This is a genomic window from Umezawaea sp. Da 62-37 (assembly GCF_032460545.1).
GTDB lineage: Bacteria > Actinomycetota > Actinomycetes > Mycobacteriales > Pseudonocardiaceae > Umezawaea.
On sequence record NZ_CP135965.1, the window covers coordinates 5,746,300 to 5,768,833 of the forward strand.

Sequence of the window (22,534 nt, forward strand, 5' to 3'; positions counted from 1 at the left end):
GACCGGACGCGACTACGCTCGGGGGCGGTGGCAAATCCGACGAGAGGAACCGCGGTGCAACCCGGTCAGCCCAACATGCAGCAGATCCTCCAGCAGGCGCAGCAGATGCAGCAGCAGCTCGTCACCGCGCAGGAGGAACTCGCCGAAGCCGAGGTCACGGGCACGGCGGGCGGCGGCCTCGTGACCGCCGTCGTCTCCGGCGCAGGCGAGCTGAAGAGCCTCGACATCGACCCGAAGGCGGTCGACCCCGAGGACACCGAGACCCTGGCCGACCTCGTGGTCGCAGCGGTCCGCGACGCCAACCGCGCCGCACAGGAACTCGCCGCCCAGAAGATGGGCCCACTCGCCGGTGGCATGGGCGGCATGGGTGACCTCGGCGGTCTTGGCGGGTTGCTCGGCTGATGTACGAAGGTCCCGTTCAGGACTTGATCGACGAACTCGGCCGGTTGCCGGGCGTCGGGCCCAAGAGCGCGCAGCGCATCGCCTTCCACCTGCTGGCGGCCGAACCGGTCGACATCGGGCGGTTGCAGGACGCCCTCCAGAAGGTCAAGGAGGGCGTCGTGTTCTGCGACGTCTGCGGCAACGTCTCGGCCGAGACGACCTGCCGGATCTGCCGTGACACCAGGCGCGACGTGACGCTGATCTGCGTGGTCGAGGAACCGAAGGACGTGCTCGCGGTCGAGCGCACCCGCGAGTTCAAGGGCCGGTACCACGTACTGGGCGGAGCCCTGGATCCGCTGTCCGGCGTCGGCCCCGACCAGTTGCGGATCCGCCAGCTGTTGCAGCGGATCGGCAACCAGACCGACGGCAAGGACGTGGCGGAGATCATCATCGCCACCGACCCGAACACCGAGGGCGAAGCGACCGCGACCTACCTCATCCGCATGCTCCGCGACTTCCCCGGCCTGACCGTCACGCGCCTCGCGTCCGGCCTGCCGATGGGCGGCGACCTCGAGTTCGCGGACGAACTCACCCTGGGTCGCGCGATGTCCGGCAGGCGGGTTGTTTAGGGATCAGGTGCTCGCCGCGCCGGCCCGGCTGGGGAAGACCAGAGTGGTCGCCGTAGACGGGCCGGCCGGATCCGGCAAGTCCACTTTGGCCCGCGCGCTGGCCTTGGAACTGAACGCGCCGATGATCAAGACGGACCACTTCGCCACCTGGGACGACCCGGTGGCGTGGTGGCCGCGCTTGGTCGACGGCGTGCTGGACCCGTTGGCACGCGGCGAAACCGGCCGCTACCAACGTCTGGACTGGACGGACGGCCTGCCCAAACCCGGTAGGTGGATCACGATCGAGCCGACCGATGTGCTGATCCTCGAAGGGGTGTCATCCGCACGCCGATCGATCGCACCCCGGCTCAGCTACGCGTTCTGGCTGGACGGACCAACCGAGGCAGAGCGCCTGGAACGCGCCGTCGCGCGCGACGGCCAACAACACCGCCAGGAATTCGTCAACTGGCAGCAGTGGGAACGCGGCTGGTTCGCAGTGGACAACACCCGCTCAAGAGCCGACCGCATCATTTAGATCCACCCAGGACCACGGCTGCCAAATCCAGAGCCAGGCCTTGTCGGCGCAGCCGATGCTGGCGTAGCCAGACCTACCCCCCGACCCGATCCGAAGCCATCTCTGGGCTTGACGGAGCTTGTCAAGACAGCCTCATCGTCTTGACAAGCTCCGTCAAGTCTAGAACACTCGGCGAGCGGGTTGGAGGCACCCCAACCACAACCCAAGCCAAAGCCACCCCCCACCTACCCCAACAAACTCCGCAACGAAAGCGCCTCCGGAGCCCCGATCTCCGCGAACAACTCCAACGCCTCCCTCCACCGCCCGGAAGCCCCCTCAGCGTCCCCCTCCGCATCCCCCACCAGCTGCAACGCCCGCGCGTGCGCCAACCGCTGCCCTGTCACCCCGCTCAACTCCACCGCCCTCCGCGCCAACTCCAACGCCTCCCCCCGCTCCCCGGCGTCCAGGTGCAGCCTCCCCAGCAGCACCACCACATCGACCTCCGCGATCCGCAGCCCATAAGCGCAGGTGCTGTCGAACGCCAACGACGCCGACACCATCGCCTCCTCCGACCGGTGCGCCAACCGGTGCGCCTGCGCCATCCCCTTCCGGGCCGCGCAGATCCCCCACGGGTAACTCGTCTCCTCCGCGATCCTCAACGCCTCCGTGTGCTGCCGCAGCGCCTCGACGTGCGACTCCAACCCGCTCAACGCCTCCCCGAGCACGTTCCGCGCGTCGCACACCCCTTTGAGGTTCCCCGACTCCTCAGCCGTCGCCAACGCCTGCCGAGCCTCGGCCACCGCCTCCGCGCACCACCCGCGCATCGTGTGCGCCTGCGCCAACCCCTCGTGCGGCAGGTTCGCGAACCCCCGCGCGGCAGCCTGCCCGTACAACACCCCAGCGCGTTCGAACAGCTCAGCCGCCCGATCCGGGTACCCCTGGAGCAGGTGGACCTCCCCGAGCGCCCGGTAGCTGTTCGCCTGCGTCATCCACGCGTCCAGCCGGGTGCCCACCTCCAACGACCCCTCGAACGAGTCCACCGCCCGATCGAGCTGCCCCAGCAGCAGGTACACCCCGCCCAGGTTGAGCTGCGCGATCCCCTCCTGCTGCGGAGCCCCGATCTCGCGGGTGATCGCGAGCGCGCGTTCCAGGTGGTGAGCGGCCTGCTCCAGCTCCCCGAGGTCTATGTAGACGCTGCCCAGGTTGGACAGCACGGCGGCCTCGGCGGCCGGCGCGGTGACGCCGCGCTGCTGGATCGGGAACGTGCGCCGGTAGTAGTCGACGGCGACCCGGTGCTGGCCGATGCCCCAGTAGAGGGTGCCGAGCGAGGAGAGCATGGCGACCTCGCCGATCTCGTCGCGGATGTCCTGCGCCACCGCCAGCCCCGCCTTGGCGGTCGCCAGCCACTCCACCGGCAGGCCCTGCACGTAGAAGTAGCGCCGCAGGGCGTCGGCGAGCTGCCAGCAGTCGGCGTTCGGGTCGCGGTCGGCGGCGTCCACGACCAGCGCGACGAGGTTGGCGCGTTCGGCGTCGAGCCAGGCCAGGGCGTCGTCCGGGGCGATGAACGTCTGCGGGGTGACGCCGGGCTGGGAGGCGGTGCGCGGCAACCGCATCAGCGTGTTCTTCAACGCGTCTGTGGCGTTGTCGACCGAGCGGATCGCCCAGTCGATCAGCCGCCGGAACGCCTGCGCGCTCGCGGCGGCGCCGTCCTCGAACGCGAGCCGCTCGGCGGCGTAGTCGCGCAGCAGGTCGTGGAACTGGTAGCGGCCGGGCGCGTGGTTGTCGACGAGGTTCGCGGTGGCGAGCCTGTCCAGCCGTCTTCGGGCGTCCTGCGTGGTCAGGCCGCCGAGCGCGGCCGCCACGTCGGCCGTCATGTCGGTGCCGGGCGCGATGCTGAGCAGCCGGAACAGCTGCGCCAGCTCCGGCTTGAGCGCCGCGTAGGAGAGGTCGAACGCGGCGTGCACGGCCGCGCGCTCGTCGCCCTCGACGGTCAGCGCGGCCAGCCGGTTGCCGGCCCGCAGCTCCTCCACGTACGAGGCGATCGTGACCTCGGGGCGGCTGAGCAGGTTCGCCGAGGCGATCCGCAGCGCGAGCGGCAGGTGCGCGCACAGCGCGGCGAGCTCCTCGGCGGCGGCGTCCTGGCTGTCGACGACGTCCTCGCCGAGCATTCCCGCCAGCAGCGACCTGGCCTCGTGGTCGTCGAGCACGTCGAGCCGCACGTTGCTGGCGGCGTGGCTGACCGCCAGGCCGCGCAGGGTGTCGCGGCTGGTCACGAGCACCGCGCAGCCGGGCGAGCCGGGCAGCAGCGGGCGGATCTGCTCGGCGTTGGCCGCGTTGTCCAGCAGCACGAGGATCCGCTGGTCGGTCATCCGCGACCGGAACATCGCCTCCTGCTCGTCCTGGTCGAGCGGCACGGCCTCCGGCGCGACGCCCAAGGCCCGCAGGAACCGGGGGAGCACGTCCATCGCGCTCAGCGGCGCGCCCGCGGCGTACCCGCGCAGGTTCACGTACAGCTGCCCGTCGGGGAAGTTCGCGCGCATCTTGTGCGCCGCGTGCACGGCCAGCGCCGTCTTGCCGACCCCCGGCGGGCCCGCCAGCGTCACCACGGGCACCCCCTGCGCGGTCCGCAGCAGCGCCTCCACCAGCACCACGGCCTGCGCGCGGCCGACGAAGTCGCCGATGTCGGCGGGCAGCTGGGCTGGCACGACCCGGTCCCGCTTGGCCAGCGGCGACGCCGACTTCGCCAGTTCCAGCTCGGGCGCGCCCACCAGCACCTGCTGGTGCACGCGGCGCAGCTCGTCACCGGGGTCGATGCCGAGTTCCTCGGCCAGCTGGTCGCGGACGCGGTGGTAGGCGGCGAGCGCGTCGGCCTGCCTGCCCGAGCGGTAGAGCGCCAGCATGAGCTGCGCCCACAGCCGTTCGCGCAGCGAGTGCTCGGCGGTCAGCCGGTACAGCTCCGGCACCAGGTCGGCGTGCCTGCCGAGGTCGAGGTCGACCTCGACGCGGCGTTCGACCACGTGCAGCCTGCGCTCGCCCAGCCGCGGCACCTCGTCGCGGTGCAGTGCCTCCGACGGCACGTCGAGCAGCGCCGCGCCGCGCCACAGCGCCAGCGCGGTGGTGAACAGGCCCGACGCCGCGTTCAGGTTGCCGAGCGCCCGCTCCTGCTCGCCCTGCTCGACCAGGCCGCCGAACCGGACGACGTCGAGGGTCTTCTCGTCCACGTCGATCAGGTAGCCGTCGGGCACCGTCCGGATCGGCACCTGCGGGCCGAGGACCTGCCGCAACCGCATCACGTAGGTCTGGAGCGTGCCGCGCGCGCGGGCGGGCGGATCGGTGCCCCAGACGTGTTCGACCAGCTCGTCCACCGAGACGGCGGAGCCCGCTTTCAGCAGCAGCGACACCAGCAGCGACCGCTGCCGCCCGGCGCGCACCGGGATCGGTTCACCGTCGATCACCACCTGCAGCGGCCCGAGGAGGCGGAACTCGAGCTGCGAGCCCATCCGCGACCTCCTCCGCGCCAGTGATCGAACGAACATCTCCTGTTGTACAGCCTAGGAGAGCGCTCACCCGATCGTCCGTGGTCACGTTGGGTCAGCGGACATGCGCCGGACGTACCACAATGGCCCCTCGCGTGGCCGTATCGTGACCTCTGCGGTTCCGGAAGGGCAACTTGCACCGGTTAGGGTCGGCGACCACACCGTGAGATTGTCGGATTCACCAAGGGGTGTTTGATGCTTCGATCCCGAACGGCTCGGAGGCGCTGGCTGGCCGCGATCGGCCTGGTCAGCGTCTCTGCGCTCGCCTTGTCCGCCTGCGCGCAGTCTGACCGCGAGACCGACAGCACCGGAGCCGGCAAAGTAGGTGGCACCTTCACGTTCGGGGCCGCCGGCGCGCCCAAGCTGTTCGACCCGTTCTACGCGACGGACGGCGAGACGTTCCGCGTCGCCCGCCAGATGTTCAACGGGCTGACCACGTTCAAGCCGGGTACCGCCGAGCCCGCTCCCGAACTCGCGGAGAGCTGGTCGCCGAGCGCGGACGGTCTGACGTGGACCTTCAAGCTGCGCCAGAACGTCAAGTTCCACGACGGCACGCCGTTCAACGCCGAGGCCGTGTGCGCGAACTTCGACCGCTGGTACAACCAGAAGGGCGCGGGCACCTCCGACGCCGTGTCCCAGTACTACGTGGACAACTTCGGCGGGTTCGCCGACGGTGCGAAGCCCTCCCTGTACAAGTCGTGCAGCGCGAAGGACGCCAACACCGCCGACGTCGTGCTGACCAGCTCGACGTCGAAGTTCCCGGACATCCTGGGCCTGCCCTCGTTCTCCATGCAGAGCCCGACGGCGCTGAAGCAGTACGACGCCGACAACGTGCAGGCGCAGGGTGACTCGTTCACCTTCCCCGCCTACGCCACGGACCACCCCACCGGTACGGGCCCGTTCAAGTTCGGCTCGTACGACAAGGCGAACAACACGATCGAGCTCGTCCGCAACGACGACTACTGGGGCGAGAAGGCGAAGCTCGACAAGGTCGTCTTCCGCATCATCCCCGACGAGACCGCCCGCAAGCAGGCGCTCAAGTCCGGTGACATCGACGGGTACGACTTCCCCGCCGCGGCCGACTGGGAAGGCCTGAAGAAGGACGGCTTCAACGTCCAGATCCGGCCCGCGTTCAACGTCATGTACTTCGGCATCAACCAGGCCGGGAACCCGAAGCTCCAGGACCTCAAGGTCCGCCAGGCGCTGGCCTACGCGATCAACCGCGAGCAGCTGGTCAAGTCGCAGCTCCCCGAGGGCGCGAAGGTCGCGGACGAGTTCATCCCGGAGACCGTCGGCGGCTACGCCAAGGACGTCACGAAGTACGAGTACAACGTCGACAAGGCCAAGTCGCTGCTCGCCGAGGCGGGCGCGTCCGACCTGACGCTGAAGTTCTACTGGCCCAGCGAGGTCACCCGCCCGTACATGCCCAGCCCGAAGGACATCTTCGGCGCCATCTCCGGTGACCTGGAGAAGGCCGGCATCAAGGTCGAGGCCATCACCAAGCCGTGGAACGGCGGTTACCTCACCGACGTCGACCAGCACGTGCCGGACGTCTTCCTGCTCGGCTGGACCGGCGACACCGGTAGCGCCGACAACTGGATCGGCACGTTCTTCGGCAACCCGGAGAACCGCTTCAGCACCGGCAAGTCCCCGTGGGGCGCCACCCTCGCGGCCGACCTGAAGAAGGCCGACGCCACCCCGGACCGCGACGCGCGCCTCAAGCTGTACGAGGGGCTCAACAAGCAGATCATGTCCGAGTACCTGCCCGCGATCCCGATCTCGCACTCCCCGCCCGCACTGGTCGTCAAGTCGGACGTCAAGGGCATCACGCCCAGTCCGCTCACCGACGAGAAGTTCGGTCCGGCCAGCAAGGGCTGATCCAGCCCACTAAAGAGAACAACGGGGTAGGTACGTGCTCCGCTACACCGTAAGGCGGCTTATCCAGCTGCTCGGCGTGGTGCTGGTGCTCTCGTTGCTCGTCTTCGCGTGGTTGCGCGCACTCCCAGGAGGGCCGGCTTCGGCCCTCCTGGGGGACCGCGGGACCGACGAGTCGCGGGCGGCGCTGAACAAGCAACTCGGTCTCGACCAGCCGATCTTCGTCCAGTACTTCAAGTTCCTCGGCCGAGCCCTCACCGGTAACTTCGGCAACTCGACCGGCGTCCAGCCCGGCGACTCGGTGGTCGACATCTTCGTCCAGCGATTCCCGGCCACCCTCGAGCTCAGCATCTTCGCGATCATCCTCGCGGTGATCGTCGGCATCCCGCTCGGCTACGTGGCGGCCAAGCGCCGCGGCACGTGGTTCGACAACCTCAGCGTCGGCGGGTCCCTGATCGGTGTCGCCGTCCCGGTCTTCTTCCTCGCCTTCGTGCTCAAGGAAGTCCTCGCCTCCAAGCTCGGCCTCCCGTCGGTCGGCAGGCAGGACGCCATCGGCGCGACCAGGGTCACCGGCTTCTTTGTGCTCGACGGCATCCTCACGCAGGAGTGGGACGCGGCGTGGAACGCGCTCAAGCACCTGTTCCTGCCCGCCATCGCGCTCGCCACGATCCCGTTCGCGGTCATCTTCCGCATCACCAGGGCCGCGGTGCTCGACGTGATGGACGAGGACTACGTCCGCACGGCCGAGGCCAAGGGCCTCACCGCTCAGGTCATCCGCAGCAGGCACGTGCTGCGCAACGCGATGCTGCCGGTGGTGACCACCATCGGTCTGCAGATCGGCGCGCTGCTCGCGGGCGCCGTGCTGACCGAGAAGGTGTTCGCCTTCTCCGGTGTCGGGGAAGCGCTGGCGCTCGGCTTCGAGCGGCGCGACTACCCGGTCCTGCAAATGCTCATCATGGTCGCCGCGATCGTGTACGTGGTCGTCAACCTGCTGGTCGACCTGTCCTACGCGCTGATCGATCCGCGGATCAGGACGAGGTAGCGACGTGGCCATCGGAAGTGCGAAGAAAGAGCGCATCGACTCGCTCGCCGAGTCGACCGCCGACGACTCCGGGGTGAGCCTCGCGGCCAGCGCGTGGAAGCGCCTGCGCCGCAGCCCCGTGTTCCTGTTCGGCTCCTTCATCATCGTGGCGTTCGTGGTCATCGCGATCATCGCGCCGTGGATCGCCCCCCACGACCCGTCGGCCCGCGACCTCGCGGACCAGGTCATCAAGGCGCGCAACGAGATCCCCAAGCCGCAGCCGGGCTACCCGCTCGGCGGCGACCTCCAGGGCCGCGACTTCCTGTCGCGCCTGCTCGTCGGCGCCCAGCAGACCCTGCTGGTCGGCGTGTTCGCGACGCTGATCGGCCTCATCGGCGGTCTCGCGCTCGGCACGCTCGCGGGCGCGTTCGGCGGCTGGGTCGACTCGCTGGTCATGCGGTTCGTCGACGTGATGCTGTCGATCCCGCAGCTGCTGCTGGCGTTCGGCATCGGCGCGCTGTTCGCGAAGCCGAACCTGTTCACCGTCATCCTCGCGGTGTCGATCGTGCAGATCCCGGTGTTCGCCAGGCTCCTGCGCGGATCGATGCTCGCGCAGCGGGAGAGCGACCACGTCCTCGCGGCGACGTCGCTGGGCGTGAAGCACGGCTCGATCGTGTTCCGGCACATGCTGCCGAACTCGCTCGGCCCGGTCATCGTCCAGTCGACGCTGGTGCTCGCCACGTCGATCATCGACGCGGCCGCGCTGTCGTTCCTCGGCCTCGGCAACCCGGACGACCGGATCCCGGAGTGGGGCCAGATGCTCGGCGGCGCCCAGACCGTGATCGACACCCACCCGCAGCTGGCCTTCTGGCCCGCGGGCTGCATCATCGCCATCGCGCTCGGCTTCACGCTCGTCGGCGAGTCGCTGCGTGACGCCCTCGACCCGAAGAACCGGCGGTGACGTTCGATGGCACTACTGGAAGTCCGTGACCTCACCGTGCAGTTCCAGCGCAAGGGCGAACCGTCCTTCACCGCTGTGGACCAGGTCAGTTTCGACGTCGAACCCGGCCAGACCGTCGGCCTGGTCGGCGAGTCCGGCTGCGGCAAGTCCGTCACCTCGCTCGCGATCATGGGCCTGCTGCCCAAGCGCGGCGCGAAGGTCAGCGGAACGGTGAACTTCGAGGGCACCGACCTGCTGCGCCTGTCCGACAAGCAGCTGCGCGACAAGCGCGGCCGCGACCTCGGCATGGTGTTCCAGGACCCGCTGTCCTCCCTGAACCCGGTCATCCCGATCGGCCTCCAGGTCACCGAGGTGCTGGAACGGCACCGCGGCCTGAGCCGAAAGGCGGCCATGGTCGAGGCGGCAGGGCTGCTGGAGCAGGTCGGCATCCCCGACCCGACGCGGCGGCTCACCGAGTACCCGCACCAGCTGTCCGGCGGTATGCGCCAGCGCGCGCTGATCGCCATCGCGCTGGCGTGCAGGCCCCGTCTGCTCATCGCGGACGAGCCGACCACCGCGCTCGACGTGACCATCCAGGCGCAGATCCTCACGCTGCTCAAGGGCCTCGTGAAGGACCTCGGCACCGCGCTGGTCATGATCACGCACGACCTGGGTGTCGTGGCGGGCCTGTGCGACGAGGTCAACGTGCTCTACGGCGGCCGCGTCGTGGAGAAGGCGCAGCGGCACGAGTTGTTCGCGCAGCCGCGCCACCCGTACACGCACGGGCTGCTGGCCTCGATCCCGCGCCTGGACGCCCCCCGCGGCGAGCGGCTGAACCCGATCCAGGGCTCGGTCGCGGACAACATCCCGTGGGACAACGGGTGCGCGTTCGCGCCCCGCTGCCCCAACGCGCTCGACATCTGCCGTGAGCAGACGCCGGTCCAGGAAGACCTGGGCGGCGGCAGGCTGTTGCGCTGCCACAACCCCGTGCAGCCCGAGGTGCCGCAGGAGGTGTCGGCATGACCGCTCCGCTGGTGTCCATCGAGGGCATCAAGGTGCACTTCCCGATCAAGCGGGGCGTGATCCTCGACCGCACGGTCGGCCACGTCTACGCCGTCGACGGTGTCGACCTGGAGATCCAACGCGGTGAGACCTACGGTCTCGTCGGCGAGTCCGGCTGCGGCAAGTCCACGCTGGGCCGCGGCGTCCTGCGCCTCACCGAGCCGACGGCGGGCAGGGTCGTCTTCGACGGCACCGACCTCACGTCGCTCAAGGGCGAGGAACTCCGCACCATGCGCCGCCGGATGCAGATGGTGTTCCAGGACCCCATGTCCTCGTTGGACCCCCGCCAGTCGGTGGAGTCCATCCTGGTCGAGGGCCTGCACGCGCACGGCATGGACAAGGACAAGGCGGCGACGGCCAAGCGCCTGCGCTCGCTGCTGTCCTCGGTCGGCCTCCCGTCGACCTCGCTGCGCAAGTACCCGCACGAGTTCTCGGGCGGCCAGCGCCAGCGCATCGGCATCGCGCGGGCGCTCGCGGTCGAACCGGACCTCATCATCGCCGACGAGCCGGTCTCGGCACTGGACGTCTCGGTGCAGGCCCAGGTCGTCAACCTCCTGGAGGACCTCCAGGAGGAGTTCGGCCTGACCTACCTGGTGATCGCCCACGACCTCGCCGTCGTGCGGCACATCTCCGACCGCGTGGGCGTCATGTACCTCGGCGGCCTGGTGGAGGAGGCGACCTCGGACGACCTCTACGCCGAGCCGCTGCACCCGTACACCAGGGCGCTGCTGTCGGCGATCCCCGTCCCCGATCCCGAGATCGAGGACAGGCGCGAGCGGATCCTGCTCCAGGGCGACCTCCCGTCGCCCGCGAACCCGCCGACCGGGTGCCGCTTCCACACCAGGTGCCCGTGGAAGCAGAACACGAAGTGCGACACCGAACGCCCGGTGCTGCGCGAGGTCGTACCCGGCCACAAGGTCGCCTGCCACTGGGCGGAGGACATCCGCAGCGGGCAGATCCGCCCGCACGAGGTCAAGGCCGTCCTCATCGAGGAGGACGGCATCTCACCGGACATCCCCCTAGTCGGCCCCGTCTCCGTAACCGAAGCCCTCAACCCGTAGCGAAACGGCCCGCGGACCCCCTCCGCGGGCCGTTCCCTCGCGAGTCGAACCCCCAGACACCCCGTGTCGAACCTTCAGACACCCCGTGTCGAACCCCCGGACACCGCGAGCCCCCCGCTCGGCCTCAGGCAGGCCAGCGCGGCGACCGTCCCAGCTGCCCCACGAGCCGGTCGGTCACCGACGCGTCGGACCCGACCTCCACCGGCGGCGCGAACGCCGCGATCCCCGTCGGGTACTTCTCCGCGATCCTCAACGCAGCCTCAGCCAAGTTCGCCTCCACCTCGTACTCCCTGCCCAGCGCCCGAGCCAGGTCCCACGCGTGCACCAGGTTGTCCACGAAGTGCGCCGCCACCAGCACCCGCCCCTTCTGGGGGCCGTATCCGGGGAACTCGACTTCCCGGTCGAGCAGACCGGGCGAGTCGAACGTCGACCACGCCTCTTCCACCGTCGACCTGTAGACCCCCAGCGGATCGCCTCCCAGCGGTCGCACCTCCCCGGCCGCCATCCCTCGCGCCCCGGCCGTGAACGACAGCGTCGAGTCCACCTGGTGCTGAATCAGTTCCCGCACCGTCCACTCGACGCACGGCGTGGCCATGTTCAACTCCTCCTCCGTCAGCCCCTCGATCAGCTCGACGTTCAGCTCGCAGGCCCGACGGTCCATCCCCAGCAGATCCAGCATCCCAACCCCCATGACCAAGAAAACTGCACGAACGGTCGTACTATTACTTGGTGACCAGAGCCTGTCAACAGGAGAGCTACGGTGAACCGGTGACACGCGTGGACGGCCGGATCGAACGCGGCGAGCAGACCAAGCGCCTCATCCTGCGCCGAGCGGCCGACATCTCCTCCGTGGAAGGTCTCGAAGGCCTGTCCATCGGCAGGCTGGCGACCGAACTGGAGATCAGCAAGAGCGGCGTCTTCGCGCACTTCGGCTCGAAGGAGGAACTCCAGCTCGCGACCGTCAAGCTCGCCGCCGAGATCTTCGTCGACCAGGTCGTCCGCCCCGCGTTCAAGGGCCCGACCGGACTGCCCAGGCTGCGCGCCCTGTGCGAGGGCTGGCTCGACTACTCCGAGCGCCGCACGTTCCCCGGCGGCTGCTTCTTCGCCGCCGTCCAGCCGGAGTTCAGCTCACGCCCCGGCCGCGTCCGCGACGCCGTCGCCGACGCGGGCGTCAAGTGGACCGCCCTGATCCGCGACGCCGTGGTCAAGTCCGACCTCGACGACGACCCCGACCTGCTCGCGTTCGAGCTGATCGCGTTCCTGGAAGCCGCCAACGTCCAGGCCGTCCTGCACGACGCCCCCGGCGCCTACGACCTGGCCCGCAAGGCCGTGCACGCCAGGCTCACGCGGTCACCGGCGTCCCGGTAGCGGCGGCGGCCTCGACGACCCGCCGCTGGGTCGCCTTGATCACCATCCCGGCGGGCACGCTGATCAGCAGCGCGACCCCCAACGAGATCAGCATCGCCAGCACGGGCTCGGCCACGACCTGCCCGCCGACGTACCCCAGCAGTGCCGCGTAGGTGCTCCACAGCGCCGCCCCGACGACCGCCACGGGCACGAACCGGCGCCGCGGCCAGCGCAGCGACCCGGCGAGGAGCGCGCCGATGATGCCGCCGCCGGGCACGAAGCGGATCGCGACCAGGATCGACTCACCCCGATCGGCCAGTTGACCCGCGGTCCACGCGACCACCGCCCGCGACCCCGCACTCCGGTTGAACCGCCGCAACGCCCGCATCCCCAGCCCGCGCCCGATCCCGAAGTTGACGAAGTCCGCCAGCGTGCAGCCCACCGCCGCCACGACGATCACCCACACCAGGGGGAGTTCACCCGAAGCCGCCAGCACGCCGTACCCGATCAGAACCGCCTCGGTGGGCGCCAACGGCACCACCGCGACCAGGAAGAGCACGAGCAAGCTGGCTGTTGCGGCGTTCATACCCGGTGCAACGCCCACGCCCCGGATTCGGCGCCCGAGCGCGGGGAACTTCAGCATTCCCACAGGTAGTGCCGCTGATCACCGCCCACAGAGGACACCTCGGGGCAAGAAAAACATGGTGGAACTTCAGCATTCCCCCAGCTACTGGCAGGATCCGGAGGTGCACATCAACGAGTGGCTCCAGACGATCCCACCGCTGGCGATCATCCTCCTGGTCGGGTTCGTGATCGGCCTGGAGAGCCTCGGCATCCCACTCCCCGGTGAGATCGTGCTGGTCAGCGCCGCCCTGCTGGCCGCCCAACACGTCGTCAGCCCGGTCTCGGTGGCCGTGGCCGCGATGACCGGCGCGATCGTCGGCGACTCGATCGGCTACGCCATCGGCCGCAGGGGTGGCAAACCCCTCTTCGTCTGGGCGGGCAAGAAGTTCCCGAAGCACTTCGGCCCCGCACACCTCGCCATGGCCGAGAAGGCGTTCGAACGCTGGGGCATGTGGGCCGTCTTCTTCGGCCGCTTCATCGCCCTGCTGCGCATCTTCGCCGGCCCCCTCGCTGGCGCCCTCCACATGCGCTACTGGAAGTTCCTCACCGCCAACGCCCTCGGCGGCATCGTCTGGGCAGGCGGCACCACCGCCGTCATCTACTACCTAGGCATCGTCGCCGAGAAGTGGCTCAGCCGCTTCTCCTGGATCGGCCTCGTCGCCGCCGTCCTCTTCGGCATCGGCACCGCTTGGTTCATGAAGCGCCGCGCAGCCAAGGCCACCGCCGAAATGGAAACAGAACTGAAGGCGGAGCCCGCCGAAGCGGACCCCGTCTCCAAGCTCGCCTAACACCCACCAGCGAGGCCCGCCGCCTTGTCCGGCGCAGCTCGGATGCCCACCGATGCGCAGCGAGGTGCCTTGTCGGCGCAGCCGATGCCCTGTCGGGCGGAGCCTGATGCCTGAGTTCGGCGGAGCCGAATGCTGGCGCAGCCAGACCTACCCCTGCACCCCGATCCGAAGCCCGCTCTAGGCTTGACGAACCTTGTCAAGACATCTTTCCCGTCTTGACAAGGTTCGCCAAGCCTGGAGACACTCGGCGACCGGGGTAAAGGCACCTCACCCACAACGACCAGCGAGCCGCCTACCCAAAACAGGGCAAACCAGCCCCCACCTACCGATTCGCCCGATTCACCGCCGACACCACACCCGTCAACGCCGCCGCGGTCGTCGAGTGGTCGATCCCCACACCCCACAGCACCCGATCACCCACCGCGCACTCCAGATAAGCCGCCGCCCGTGCGTCATCCCCGGCCGTCAGCGCGTGCTCCACGTAATCCAGCACCCGCACGTCGTACCCCACGGACGCCAGCGCGTCGACGAACGCCGCGATCGGCCCGTTGCCGTTCCCGGTGATCTCCACCCGCTCCCCGTCCACCCAGATCGTCACGGTGATCTCCGCGTGCCCGTTGTCGTCGCTGGAGATCCGGTGTCCCACCAGCTTCAGCGGCACGGCCGGGTTCAGGTACTCGTCGGCGAACGCGTCCCACATGTCCTTCGGGCCGATCTCGCCGCCGTGGGTGTCGGTGACCTCCTGGATGACCCGCGAGAACTCGACCTGGAGCCTGCGCGGCAGGTCCAGGTGGTGCTCGGTCTTCATCAGGTACGCCACGCCGCCCTTGCCGGACTGCGAGTTGACCCGGATGACGGCCTCGTAGTTGCGGCCGACGTCCTTCGGGTCGATGGGCAGGTACGGGACGTCCCACGGGTAGGCGTCGACGTGCTGGCCCGCGGCCTTCGCCTCGTCCTCCAGCGCTTCCAGGCCCTTCTTGATGGCGTCCTGGTGGCTGCCGGAGAACGCGGTGAACACCAGGTCGCCGCCGTAGGGGTGCCGCTCGGCCACGGGCAGCTGGTTGCAGTACTCGACGGTGCGGCGGATCTCGTCGATGTCGGAGAAGTCGATCTGCGGGTCGATGCCCTGGCTGAAGATGTTCATGCCCAGCGTCACCAGGCACACGTTGCCGGTGCGCTCGCCGTTGCCGAACAGGCAGCCCTCGATGCGGTCGGCACCGGCCAGGTAGCCCAGCTCGGCGGCGGCGACACCGGTGCCGCGGTCGTTGTGCGGGTGCAGCGACAGCACGATCGAGTCGCGGCGGGCCAGGTTGCGCGACATCCACTCGATGGAGTCGGCGTAGACGTTCGGCGTGGCCATCTCGACGGTGGCGGGCAGGTTGATGATCATCGGCACCTCGGGCGTGGGCTTGACGACCTCGGTCACCGCGTCGCAGACCTCGAGCGCGTAGTCCAGTTCGGTGCCGGTGTAGGACTCGGGGGAGTACTCGTAGCGGAACTCGGTCTCCGGGTAGTCCGCGGCGACCTCCAGCGCGTACTTGGCGGCGTCCACGGCGATCTTCTTGATGCCGTCGCGGTCGGACCGGAACACCACCCGGCGCTGCGTGATCGACGTCGAGTTGTAGAAGTGCACGATCGCGCGGGGCACGCCGTCCAGCGACTCGAACGTCCGCTTGATCAGCTCGGGGCGGCACTGGGTCAGCACCTGGATGGTCACGTCGTCCGGGATCGCGCCGTCCTCGATGATCTCGCGGACGAAGTCGAAGTCGGTCTGCGAGGCGGCCGGGAAGCCGACCTCGATCTCCTTGAAGCCCATCCGCACCAGCAGGTCGAACATCTTGCGCTTGCGGGCCGGCGACATCGGGTCGATCAGGGCCTGGTTGCCGTCGCGCAGGTCGACCGCGCACCACTGCGGCGCCTTGGTGATCGTCTTCGACGGCCACGTGCGGTCCGGTACCGCCACGGGCTCGACCTCGTCGGCGAAGGAGCGGTAGCGGTGGAAGGGCATCGAGCTGCCGCGCTGGGTGTTCCACTTCGGCTGCTCGGCGGGCGCGGGCCTGGACGGCGGGCGCAGGCGGCTGGTGCCGGAGGTGTACGCGTCGGGGCTGGTGGTCATGATCTGGTGGCTCCTGCGGTCGCTGGAATGCAGACGACCGGCGGCAACGCTCGACTCCGCGACGGGGGGCCGGTCTGGTCAGACCCCGTCACGGCAGCGAAGCAGGAGGGCACGCGCCACGTCGCACACACTACCCAGGATTCCCGATGAGCCGGAACCGTTCGTCCACATGGTGGAACTTCACCCGAACGTGTCGAGAACGTGTTTGGCGGAGCACCTCGACGGGAATCTCTTTCACATGTCCAGATGGCGTACAGGAACTCGCAGCGGCAGCTACACGGCTGCCAGGGTGATCAGCGGTGTTGGCGCGCTGTTCGCGATCATCGAGATCGTCTACATCCTGATGATCGTGCTCGGCGCTAACCAGGCCAACGCGTTCTTCTCGTTCGTGAAGTCGCTCGCCGAGCCGTTGGCGCTCTTCTTCCCGGGCCTGTTCAGCTTCGAGAGCTACAACCTGAGCATCATCATCAACTACGGTCTCGCTGCCGTCTTCTGGCTCGTCATCACGGGCCTCATCGCCCGTCTCCTCGCTCGTTAGTTCTTAGCTACTGGCCGGTAAGTCTTGTGCCACACTGGGTGGCATGGCCGAAAACCAGACAACCGCCGGTCACGGCGTCCGCGTCAAGGTCGTGGGCGCCGTGGCCGGCGTCGTCGGTTGGGCGGGACTGGCCGTAGCGCTGGTCCTCGTCGCCCACGTCGTGCTGACGGTGGGCCACGCCAACCCCGACAACGGCATCACGTCCACCGTCGCCGACTGGGCCCGCCCGCTCGCGCTGGGCTTCCACGACCTCTTCGCACCGCAGGACCCGACGCTCGCCGTGATCGTCAACTACGGCGTCGCGGCCCTCTTCTGGCTGGTCGTCAGGTCACTCGTGCTCAAGCTCGTCCACCGGTTCGCCTAGCTCGACCGGCCCGCCCCAGGTGCCGCCGAAGACCAGCTCGGTCAACGGCCGCCGCGTGCGCGGACGCGTCTCCCTGGCCCGGAGGTCCTCGGGCAGGTCCGCCACGTCGCCGAGGTACCCCACGGCGATGGCCACCACCGGTTCCACGTCGTCCGGCAGCCCGAACTCCGCGCGCGCCGCGTCCTTGTCGAACCCGCCGATCTGGTGGGTGACCAGACCGAGGTCCACGGCTTGCAGCACCAGGTTCTGCACCGCCAGCCCCAGCCCGTACACGGTGTTCGGCAGCTCGCCGCGCTCGTCGGCGGTGACCACGGCCCCGATAAGCAGCACGGACGCGCCGCCCGCCCACGTCCTGTTGCGCGGCCGCAGCGTCCCGAGGATCCGCCGGTGGGTGTCGTCCCCGCGGTAGCCCAGCAGGAACCGGGCGGGCTGGGTGTTGCCGTGCGAGGCGGCCCACCGCGCGGCCTCCAGCACCACCCGCATCCGCGCGGGCGCCACCTCGGCCACCGGGTCGAACGCCCGCGGGCTCCACCTCTGCTCGATGGCGGGGATCATCAGATCGCGTACTGCCAGGCCGTGATGGCGTAGGCGCCGAACCACGCGCTGAACACCGCGAGCCCGCACAGCAGCGCCACCGCCGTCGACGTCCGCCGCTTCGCGATCGCCAGCGCGGCCGGGACGAGCAGCGTGAACGCGGGCAGCAGCAGCCGCGCCTTCGAGTTCATCAGGCCGTTCGAGCCCAGGTCCATCAGCAGCACTCCGATCCCGTACACCAGCAGCGGCCACTCCAGCCTCCGGCGCACGCCCAGCACCACCAGCGCGACGGCGATCAGCAGGATCCACACCGTGGTCAGCTCCAGCACCGACCGGGGGTCGCCCAGGTTGGCCAGCGCGAACTTCCACGTCGCCGCGCCGCCGTCGAACCGGGAGTCCCAGCCGCGCTGCTGCACGGCGAACCAGCCGTCGAGCTGCCCGGTCCGCGCGGCCACGTACCCGAGGTAGCCCAGCAGGCCCAGCGGCGCGATCACGCCGCCCAGCCACGGCCGCCAGCCGTCCTTGCGGGTGATCACCGAGACCAGCGCGGCCAGCCCCACGGCCAGCAGCAGCGCCGCGGCTGTCGGCCGGACCAGGCCCGCCGCCGCCGTGCACAGGCCCGCCAGCACCCAGTTCCTCTCCACCACGCCGACCAGCGCCCACGCGGCCAGCGCGCAGAACGTGGCCTCGGAGTAGGTCATCGACAGCACGATCGCCATCGGCGACGCGGCGAACAGCGCCACCAGGACCAGGCCGGCCCGCGGCGACCCCTCCCTGATCTTCGAGCCGAGCCGGAACAGCCCGTACGCGCAGAACAGGCCGCTCACCAGGCTCACCGTGAACGCGGCGCCGCGCAGCTCGACCCCCGGCAGCCCGTCGACCCAGCGGACCAGCGCCGGGTAGCCGGGGAAGAACGCGAGCGGCGTCTCCGCGCTGCGCCTGCCGAACGCGTCGACCAGGGACCCCGGCACGCCCGCGTAGCCGTTCCCGGCGATGCCGAGGAACCACTGGCCGTCCCACGAGGTGAGGACCGTCGTCACGTTCTTGTGCCAGCGGTCCGCCATCAGCTGGAGGACGAACAGACCCAGCTCGCGGATGACCAGGAACACGACGCCGGGAGCCAGTCGCAGGACCGCCGGGTGTCTCAGGAGGTGCTCCAGCCGCTCGCGCAGCGCAGGTGCGCCGCTGGGCACGTCCGGGGGAGCTGACACCGCCTCGACTGTCGACACCCGCACGAGAGTAGTGCCCGTCACGGGCCCCGATGTCCACCCCTTGACACAGGTAGGCTGCCCGCGACGTGGGAATTTGATCCGCAAGGAGGTCAGTCGGTGGCGCTCGTCGTCCAGAAGTACGGCGGTTCCTCGGTCGGAAGCGCCGAGCGGATCAAACGGGTGGCCGAGCGCATAGTCGCGACCCGCAAAGCGGGGAACGACGTCGTCGTCGCGGTCTCCGCGATGGGCGACTCGACCGACGAGCTGCTCGAGCTGGCCCGCCAGGTGTCCCCGGTGCCGCCCGCCCGCGAACTCGACATGCTGCTCACCTCCGGTGAGCGCATCTCGATGTCGCTGCTGGCGATGGCGATCCACGCGCTGGGCGCCGAGGCGCGGTCCTACACCGGCTCGCAGGCGGGCGTGATCACCACGTCCGTGCACGGCAAGGCGCGCATCATCGACGTGACGCCGAGCCGGATCTCCGACGCGCTGGCCGACGGGGCGATCGCGATCGTCGCGGGCTTCCAGGGCGTGAGCCAGGACAGCAAGGAGATCACCACCCTCGGCCGCGGCGGCACGGACACCACCGCGGTGGCGCTGGCGGCCGCGCTCAAGGCCGACGTCTGCGAGATCTACACCGATGTGGACGGCGTGTTCACCGCCGACCCCCGCATCGTGCCCAACGCCAAGCGGCTCGAGACCATCACCTACGAGGAGATGCTCGAGATGGCGGCCTGCGGGGCCAAGGTGCTGATGCTGCGCTGCGTCGAGTACGCCCGCCGCTACAACGTCCCAGTGCACGTCCGCTCTTCGTTCAGCAACAAGCCAGGGACCATCGTGTCCGGGTCAGTGGAGGACAAGCCCGTGGAACAGGCGATGATCACCGGAGTCGCGCACGACCGGTCGGAGGCCAAGGTCACCGTGACCGCGGTGCCCGACCACCCCGGCGTGGCGGCCAAGATCTTCCGCGTCGTCGCGCAGGCCGAGATCGACATCGACATGGTCGTGCAGAACATCTCGCGCGCCGCCGACGGCCGCACCGACATCACGTTCACCCTGCCGAAGGACGACGGCCCGCGCGCCGTCGCGGCGCTGAACAAGGCGCGCGAGGACGTCGGCTTCGACGCGGTCCTCTACGACGACCACGTCGGCAAGGTGTCGCTGATCGGCGCGGGCATGCGCTCGCACCCCGGCGTGACCGCGACGTTCTGCGAGGCGCTGGCCACCGCGGGCGTCAACATCGAGATCATCTCCACGTCGGAGATCCGCATCTCGGTGATCTGCCGCGACACGCAGCTCGACGACGCCGTGCGCGCGCTGCACGACGCGTTCGAGCTGGGCGGCGACGAAGAGGCCGTGGTGTACGCGGGGAGTGGACGATGACGGGCCCGATTTTGGCGTTGGTCGGCGCGACGGGTGCCGTCGGCACCGTCATGATCGACATCATGAACGGCCGGGAATCCGTGCCGTGGAGCGAGATCCGGCTGATCGCCTCCGCCCGTTCGGCGGGCAGGAAGATCACCGTCCGCGGCTCCGAGCTGACCGTGGTCGCGCTGTCGCCCGAGGCGTTCGACGGCGTCGACATCGCGATGTTCGACGTGCCGGACGAGGTCTCCGCCGAGTGGGCGCCGATCGCGGCGTCGCGCGGCGCTGTGGCCGTGGACAACTCCGGCGCGTTCCGCATGGACGACGAGGTTCCGCTGGTGGTCCCCGAGGTCAACTCGGACCAGATCTCCAACCGCCCCAAGGGCATCATCGCGAACCCGAACTGCACGACGCTGTCGATGATGGCGTCCCTCGGTGCCCTGCACCGGGAGTTCGAGCTGCGCGAGCTGGTGGTGTCGTCCTACCAGGCGGCCTCCGGCGGCGGCCAGGCGGCGATCGACCGGCTGCGCGCCGAGCTGGAAGCGGTAGCGGGCAAGGACGTCGGCGTCCGCGCCGGTGACGTCCGCGAGGTGCTCGACGCCGCGGGCCTGCCCGTGTCGGACTCCCCGTTCCCGGCGCCGCTCGCGCTGAACGTGATCCCGTGGGCCGGTTCGCTCAAGGACGAGGGCTGGACGAGCGAGGAGCTCAAGGTCCGCAACGAGTCCCGCAAGATCCTCGGCATCCCGGACCTCAAGGTCTCCGCGACCTGCGTCCGCGTGCCCGTGGTGACGACGCACTCGCTCGCGGTCCACGCGGTGTTCGCCCGCGAGGTCACCGTCGAGGCGGCGCACAAGATCTTCGAGGCGCAGCCGTCGATCGTGCTGGTCGACGACCCGACCGCGAAGTCGTTCCCGACGCCGGTCGACGTCGTCGGTGGCGACCCGACCTACGTCGGCCGGGTGCGCCAGGCGCTGGACTTCCCGAACGCGCTGGACTTCTTCGTGTGCGGCGACAACCTGCGCAAGGGCGCCGCGCTGAACACCTACGAGATCGCCGAAGGCCTGGCCGACCGGCTCTAGTCCTTCCTGCTCCGTCGGCGGGGCGCTGCTCGCTCACATCTGGAGCGCCCCGCCCTAGTAGCGTCTCCCGCATGGCTGAGGCAGTGCTCGGAGTCGACCTGGGAACAACCGCGACCAAGGTCATCGCGGTCGACCGGACCGCCCAGGCGCTGTTCAGCGCCGAACACGGCTACCCGCTGCACACGACACCCGCGGGCGAGGCCACGCACGACCCGCTCCAGGTGCTCGACGCGGCTCTCCAGGCGCTGCGCGAAGTCGCCGCCTGGTGCGCCTCCTCCGACGTCCAGGTCGTGGCCCTGTCGTTGACCGGCGCCATGCACACGCTGCTGGCCGTGGACGCCGCCGGGAAGCCGCTCACCGGTTCGCTGAGCTGGGCCGACAACCGCGCCACCGAGCAGACCGCGCTGCTGCGCGGCACCCCCGAGGGCGCGGAGCTGCACCGGATCACCGGCACCCCGATCCACCCGTTCGCCCCGCTGTCGAAACTCGCCTGGTTCACCCGGCACGAGCCGGAGCTGGCCCGCACCGCCCGCTGGTGCGGCCTCAAGGACTTCATCGCCCTCCGCCTCACCGGCCGCCTCGCCACCGAGCACTCCTCGGCCAGCGGCACCGGCCTCATGGACATCCACCGCCTGGCCTGGCACCCCGGCTCGCTGGCGTTCGCGGGCGTCACCGCCGCCCAGCTGCCGGACCTGCTGGCCCCCACCGACGCCCTGCCGCTGACCGCCGACGTCCCCGGCCTGCCCGCGGGCCTCCCGGTCGTCATGGGCGGCGGCGACGGCCCGTTGGCCAACCTGGGTGTGGGCGCCGTGACCCCCGGCGTGGCCGCGCTGTCCCTGGGCACGAGCGGCGCGCTGCGCGTGGTCCGCGACCGCCCCGGCGTCGACGACCGCGGTCGCGTCTTCTGCTACGCCATCGCCGAGGGCCTGTGGGTGCTGGGCGGCGCCGTCAGCAACGGCGGCGTGGTCGCGCAGTGGGCCGCGGACACCTTCACCACCGACGTGGGCACCCTGCTCGCCGAGGCCGCCGAGGTCCCCACCGGCGCCAACGGCCTGCTGGCCCTGCCCTACCTGCTCGCCGAACGCGCCCCCTGGTGGGACCCGGACCCGCGCGCCACCCTGCTCGGCCTGCGCCGCGAGCACACCAGGGCCGACATCACCAGGGCCCTGGTCGAAGGCGTCGGCCAGCAGCTGGCACTGGTCCTCGACGCCGTCCGCTCCACCGGCGCCCGGGTCGACTCCATCCGCGTCACCGGCGGCGCCTTCCGCAGCACCCTCTGGGCCACCGTCCTGGCCTCCGCGCTGGGCATGGAGCTGGAACTGGCCGACGACAGCGAGGGCTCCGGCGTGGGCGCCGCCCTGCTGGCCTGGCGCTCCCTGGGCGTCCTGCCGTCGCTGACCGCCGCCGCGGACCTCGTCGTCCCCACCGCCACCATCAAGCCGGACCCCGACGCGGTCACCCACTACGCCAGGTCCCGCCCACTCGTGGAACGCGCTTACCTGGCCCTGCGCGAGCTGTCGGGGGCGTTGTCGGCACCGTGATCGCCGCACCCCGCTCGTAGCCCGCGACC

The 22,534-nt window shown here is 70.0% G+C and carries 21 protein-coding genes; 15 read left to right on the forward strand and 6 right to left on the reverse strand.

Annotation, left to right across the window (positions count from 1 at the left end):
• The first annotated feature begins 54 nt into the window (after positions 1-54).
• Genes RM788_RS26360 through RM788_RS26370 form a run of 3 tightly spaced genes read left to right on the forward strand, consistent with a single transcriptional unit; the run spans position 55 to position 1,524 of the window.
• The gene (locus RM788_RS26360; RefSeq protein ID WP_315934452.1) at positions 55-402 is read left to right on the forward strand and encodes a YbaB/EbfC family nucleoid-associated protein; all 348 of its coding nucleotides are present in this window, start codon (positions 55-57) and stop codon (positions 400-402) included.
• Positions 402-1,010, forward strand: coding sequence for a recombination mediator RecR (recR, locus tag RM788_RS26365; protein WP_315934453.1), 609 nt, complete (start codon positions 402-404; stop codon positions 1,008-1,010). Before RM788_RS26360 ends, recR begins: the two co-directional genes overlap by 1 nt.
• 7 nt (positions 1,011-1,017) lie before the next feature.
• A complete protein-coding gene (locus tag RM788_RS26370) occupies positions 1,018-1,524 on the forward strand; it encodes a uridine kinase family protein (protein ID WP_315934454.1) in 507 nt (168 codons plus the stop codon).
• 224 nt (positions 1,525-1,748) lie between these two features.
• Here the strand turns inward: RM788_RS26370 and RM788_RS26375 are convergent, their stop codons facing one another.
• Positions 1,749-5,003, reverse strand: a complete 3,255-nt coding sequence (locus RM788_RS26375; protein ID WP_315934455.1) for an AfsR/SARP family transcriptional regulator — start codon at positions 5,001-5,003, stop codon at positions 1,749-1,751.
• 231 nt (positions 5,004-5,234) lie between these two features.
• On the opposite strand from RM788_RS26375, the gene RM788_RS26380 reads away from it, so the two are divergent.
• Genes RM788_RS26380 through RM788_RS26400 form a run of 5 tightly spaced genes read left to right on the forward strand, consistent with a single transcriptional unit; the run spans position 5,235 to position 10,998 of the window.
• Positions 5,235-6,917, forward strand: coding sequence for an ABC transporter substrate-binding protein (locus RM788_RS26380; RefSeq protein WP_315934456.1), 1,683 nt, complete (start codon positions 5,235-5,237; stop codon positions 6,915-6,917).
• Between the two features lie 34 nt (positions 6,918-6,951).
• Positions 6,952-7,956, forward strand: a complete 1,005-nt coding sequence (locus tag RM788_RS26385; RefSeq protein WP_315934457.1) for an ABC transporter permease — start codon at positions 6,952-6,954, stop codon at positions 7,954-7,956.
• A 4-nt stretch (positions 7,957-7,960) separates the two neighbouring features.
• The gene (locus RM788_RS26390) at positions 7,961-8,896 is read left to right on the forward strand and encodes an ABC transporter permease (RefSeq protein WP_399344865.1); all 936 of its coding nucleotides are present in this window, start codon (positions 7,961-7,963) and stop codon (positions 8,894-8,896) included.
• Between the two features lie 6 nt (positions 8,897-8,902).
• On the forward strand, positions 8,903-9,898 hold the full coding sequence (locus RM788_RS26395; protein ID WP_315934458.1) for an ABC transporter ATP-binding protein: 996 nt from the start codon (positions 8,903-8,905) through the stop codon (positions 9,896-9,898).
• Positions 9,895-10,998, forward strand: coding sequence for an ABC transporter ATP-binding protein (locus RM788_RS26400; protein ID WP_315934459.1), 1,104 nt, complete (start codon positions 9,895-9,897; stop codon positions 10,996-10,998). Before RM788_RS26395 ends, RM788_RS26400 begins: the two co-directional genes overlap by 4 nt.
• A gap of 124 nt (positions 10,999-11,122) precedes the next feature.
• On the opposite strand, the gene RM788_RS26405 is transcribed toward RM788_RS26400, so the two are convergent.
• A complete protein-coding gene (locus RM788_RS26405; protein ID WP_315934460.1) occupies positions 11,123-11,677 on the reverse strand; it encodes a TIGR03086 family metal-binding protein in 555 nt (184 codons plus the stop codon).
• 89 nt (positions 11,678-11,766) lie between these two features.
• Here RM788_RS26405 and RM788_RS26410 point away from each other — a divergent pair, with 89 nt between their 5' ends.
• Positions 11,767-12,366: a TetR/AcrR family transcriptional regulator gene (locus RM788_RS26410; RefSeq protein WP_315934461.1), complete on the forward strand. Its 600-nt coding sequence runs from the start codon at positions 11,767-11,769 to the stop codon at positions 12,364-12,366.
• On the opposite strand, the gene RM788_RS26415 is transcribed toward RM788_RS26410, so the two are convergent.
• Positions 12,341-12,931: a DedA family protein gene (locus RM788_RS26415; protein ID WP_315934462.1), complete on the reverse strand. Its 591-nt coding sequence runs from the start codon at positions 12,929-12,931 to the stop codon at positions 12,341-12,343. The genes RM788_RS26410 and RM788_RS26415 overlap by 26 nt on opposite strands.
• A 160-nt stretch (positions 12,932-13,091) precedes the next feature.
• Here RM788_RS26415 and RM788_RS26420 point away from each other — a divergent pair, with 160 nt between their 5' ends.
• Positions 13,092-13,757, forward strand: a complete 666-nt coding sequence (locus RM788_RS26420; protein ID WP_315934463.1) for a DedA family protein — start codon at positions 13,092-13,094, stop codon at positions 13,755-13,757.
• Between the two features lie 322 nt (positions 13,758-14,079).
• On the opposite strand, the gene leuA is transcribed toward RM788_RS26420, so the two are convergent.
• Positions 14,080-15,873 carry a 2-isopropylmalate synthase gene (leuA, locus tag RM788_RS26425; RefSeq protein ID WP_315934464.1) on the reverse strand — a complete coding sequence of 598 codons (1,794 nt, stop codon included), beginning with the start codon at positions 15,871-15,873 and terminating at the stop codon, positions 14,080-14,082.
• 238 nt (positions 15,874-16,111) lie between these two features.
• On the opposite strand from leuA, the gene RM788_RS26430 reads away from it, so the two are divergent.
• Both RM788_RS26430 and RM788_RS26435 read left to right on the forward strand, forming a co-directional pair.
• Positions 16,112-16,411 (forward strand): hypothetical protein, encoded by a 300-nt coding sequence (locus RM788_RS26430; protein WP_315934465.1) that lies wholly within the window; start codon positions 16,112-16,114, stop codon positions 16,409-16,411.
• A gap of 43 nt (positions 16,412-16,454) precedes the next feature.
• Positions 16,455-16,775, forward strand: a complete 321-nt coding sequence (locus tag RM788_RS26435) for a hypothetical protein (protein WP_315934466.1) — start codon at positions 16,455-16,457, stop codon at positions 16,773-16,775.
• Here RM788_RS26435 and RM788_RS26440 read toward each other — a convergent pair.
• Positions 16,740-17,330 carry a nitroreductase family protein gene (locus RM788_RS26440; protein ID WP_315934467.1) on the reverse strand — a complete coding sequence of 197 codons (591 nt, stop codon included), beginning with the start codon at positions 17,328-17,330 and terminating at the stop codon, positions 16,740-16,742. The two genes, RM788_RS26435 and RM788_RS26440, sit on opposite strands and share 36 nt — an antisense overlap.
• Positions 17,330-18,538, reverse strand: a complete 1,209-nt coding sequence (locus RM788_RS26445; protein WP_315934468.1) for a glycosyltransferase family protein — start codon at positions 18,536-18,538, stop codon at positions 17,330-17,332. The genes RM788_RS26440 and RM788_RS26445 overlap by 1 nt, the downstream gene beginning before the upstream one ends.
• 99 nt (positions 18,539-18,637) lie before the next feature.
• Between RM788_RS26445 and RM788_RS26450 the strand changes: the two genes are divergently transcribed.
• The 3 genes from RM788_RS26450 (at position 18,638) to RM788_RS26460 (ending at position 22,505) form a co-directional block, all read left to right on the forward strand.
• Positions 18,638-19,903 carry an aspartate kinase gene (locus tag RM788_RS26450; protein ID WP_315934469.1) on the forward strand — a complete coding sequence of 422 codons (1,266 nt, stop codon included), beginning with the start codon at positions 18,638-18,640 and terminating at the stop codon, positions 19,901-19,903.
• Positions 19,900-20,964 carry an aspartate-semialdehyde dehydrogenase gene (locus tag RM788_RS26455; protein WP_315934470.1) on the forward strand — a complete coding sequence of 355 codons (1,065 nt, stop codon included), beginning with the start codon at positions 19,900-19,902 and terminating at the stop codon, positions 20,962-20,964. The genes RM788_RS26450 and RM788_RS26455 overlap by 4 nt, the downstream gene beginning before the upstream one ends.
• 71 nt (positions 20,965-21,035) lie before the next feature.
• Complete coding sequence (locus tag RM788_RS26460) at positions 21,036-22,505, forward strand: gluconokinase (RefSeq protein ID WP_315934471.1); 1,470 nt, start codon at positions 21,036-21,038, stop codon at positions 22,503-22,505.
• Positions 22,506-22,534 lie beyond the last annotated feature (29 nt).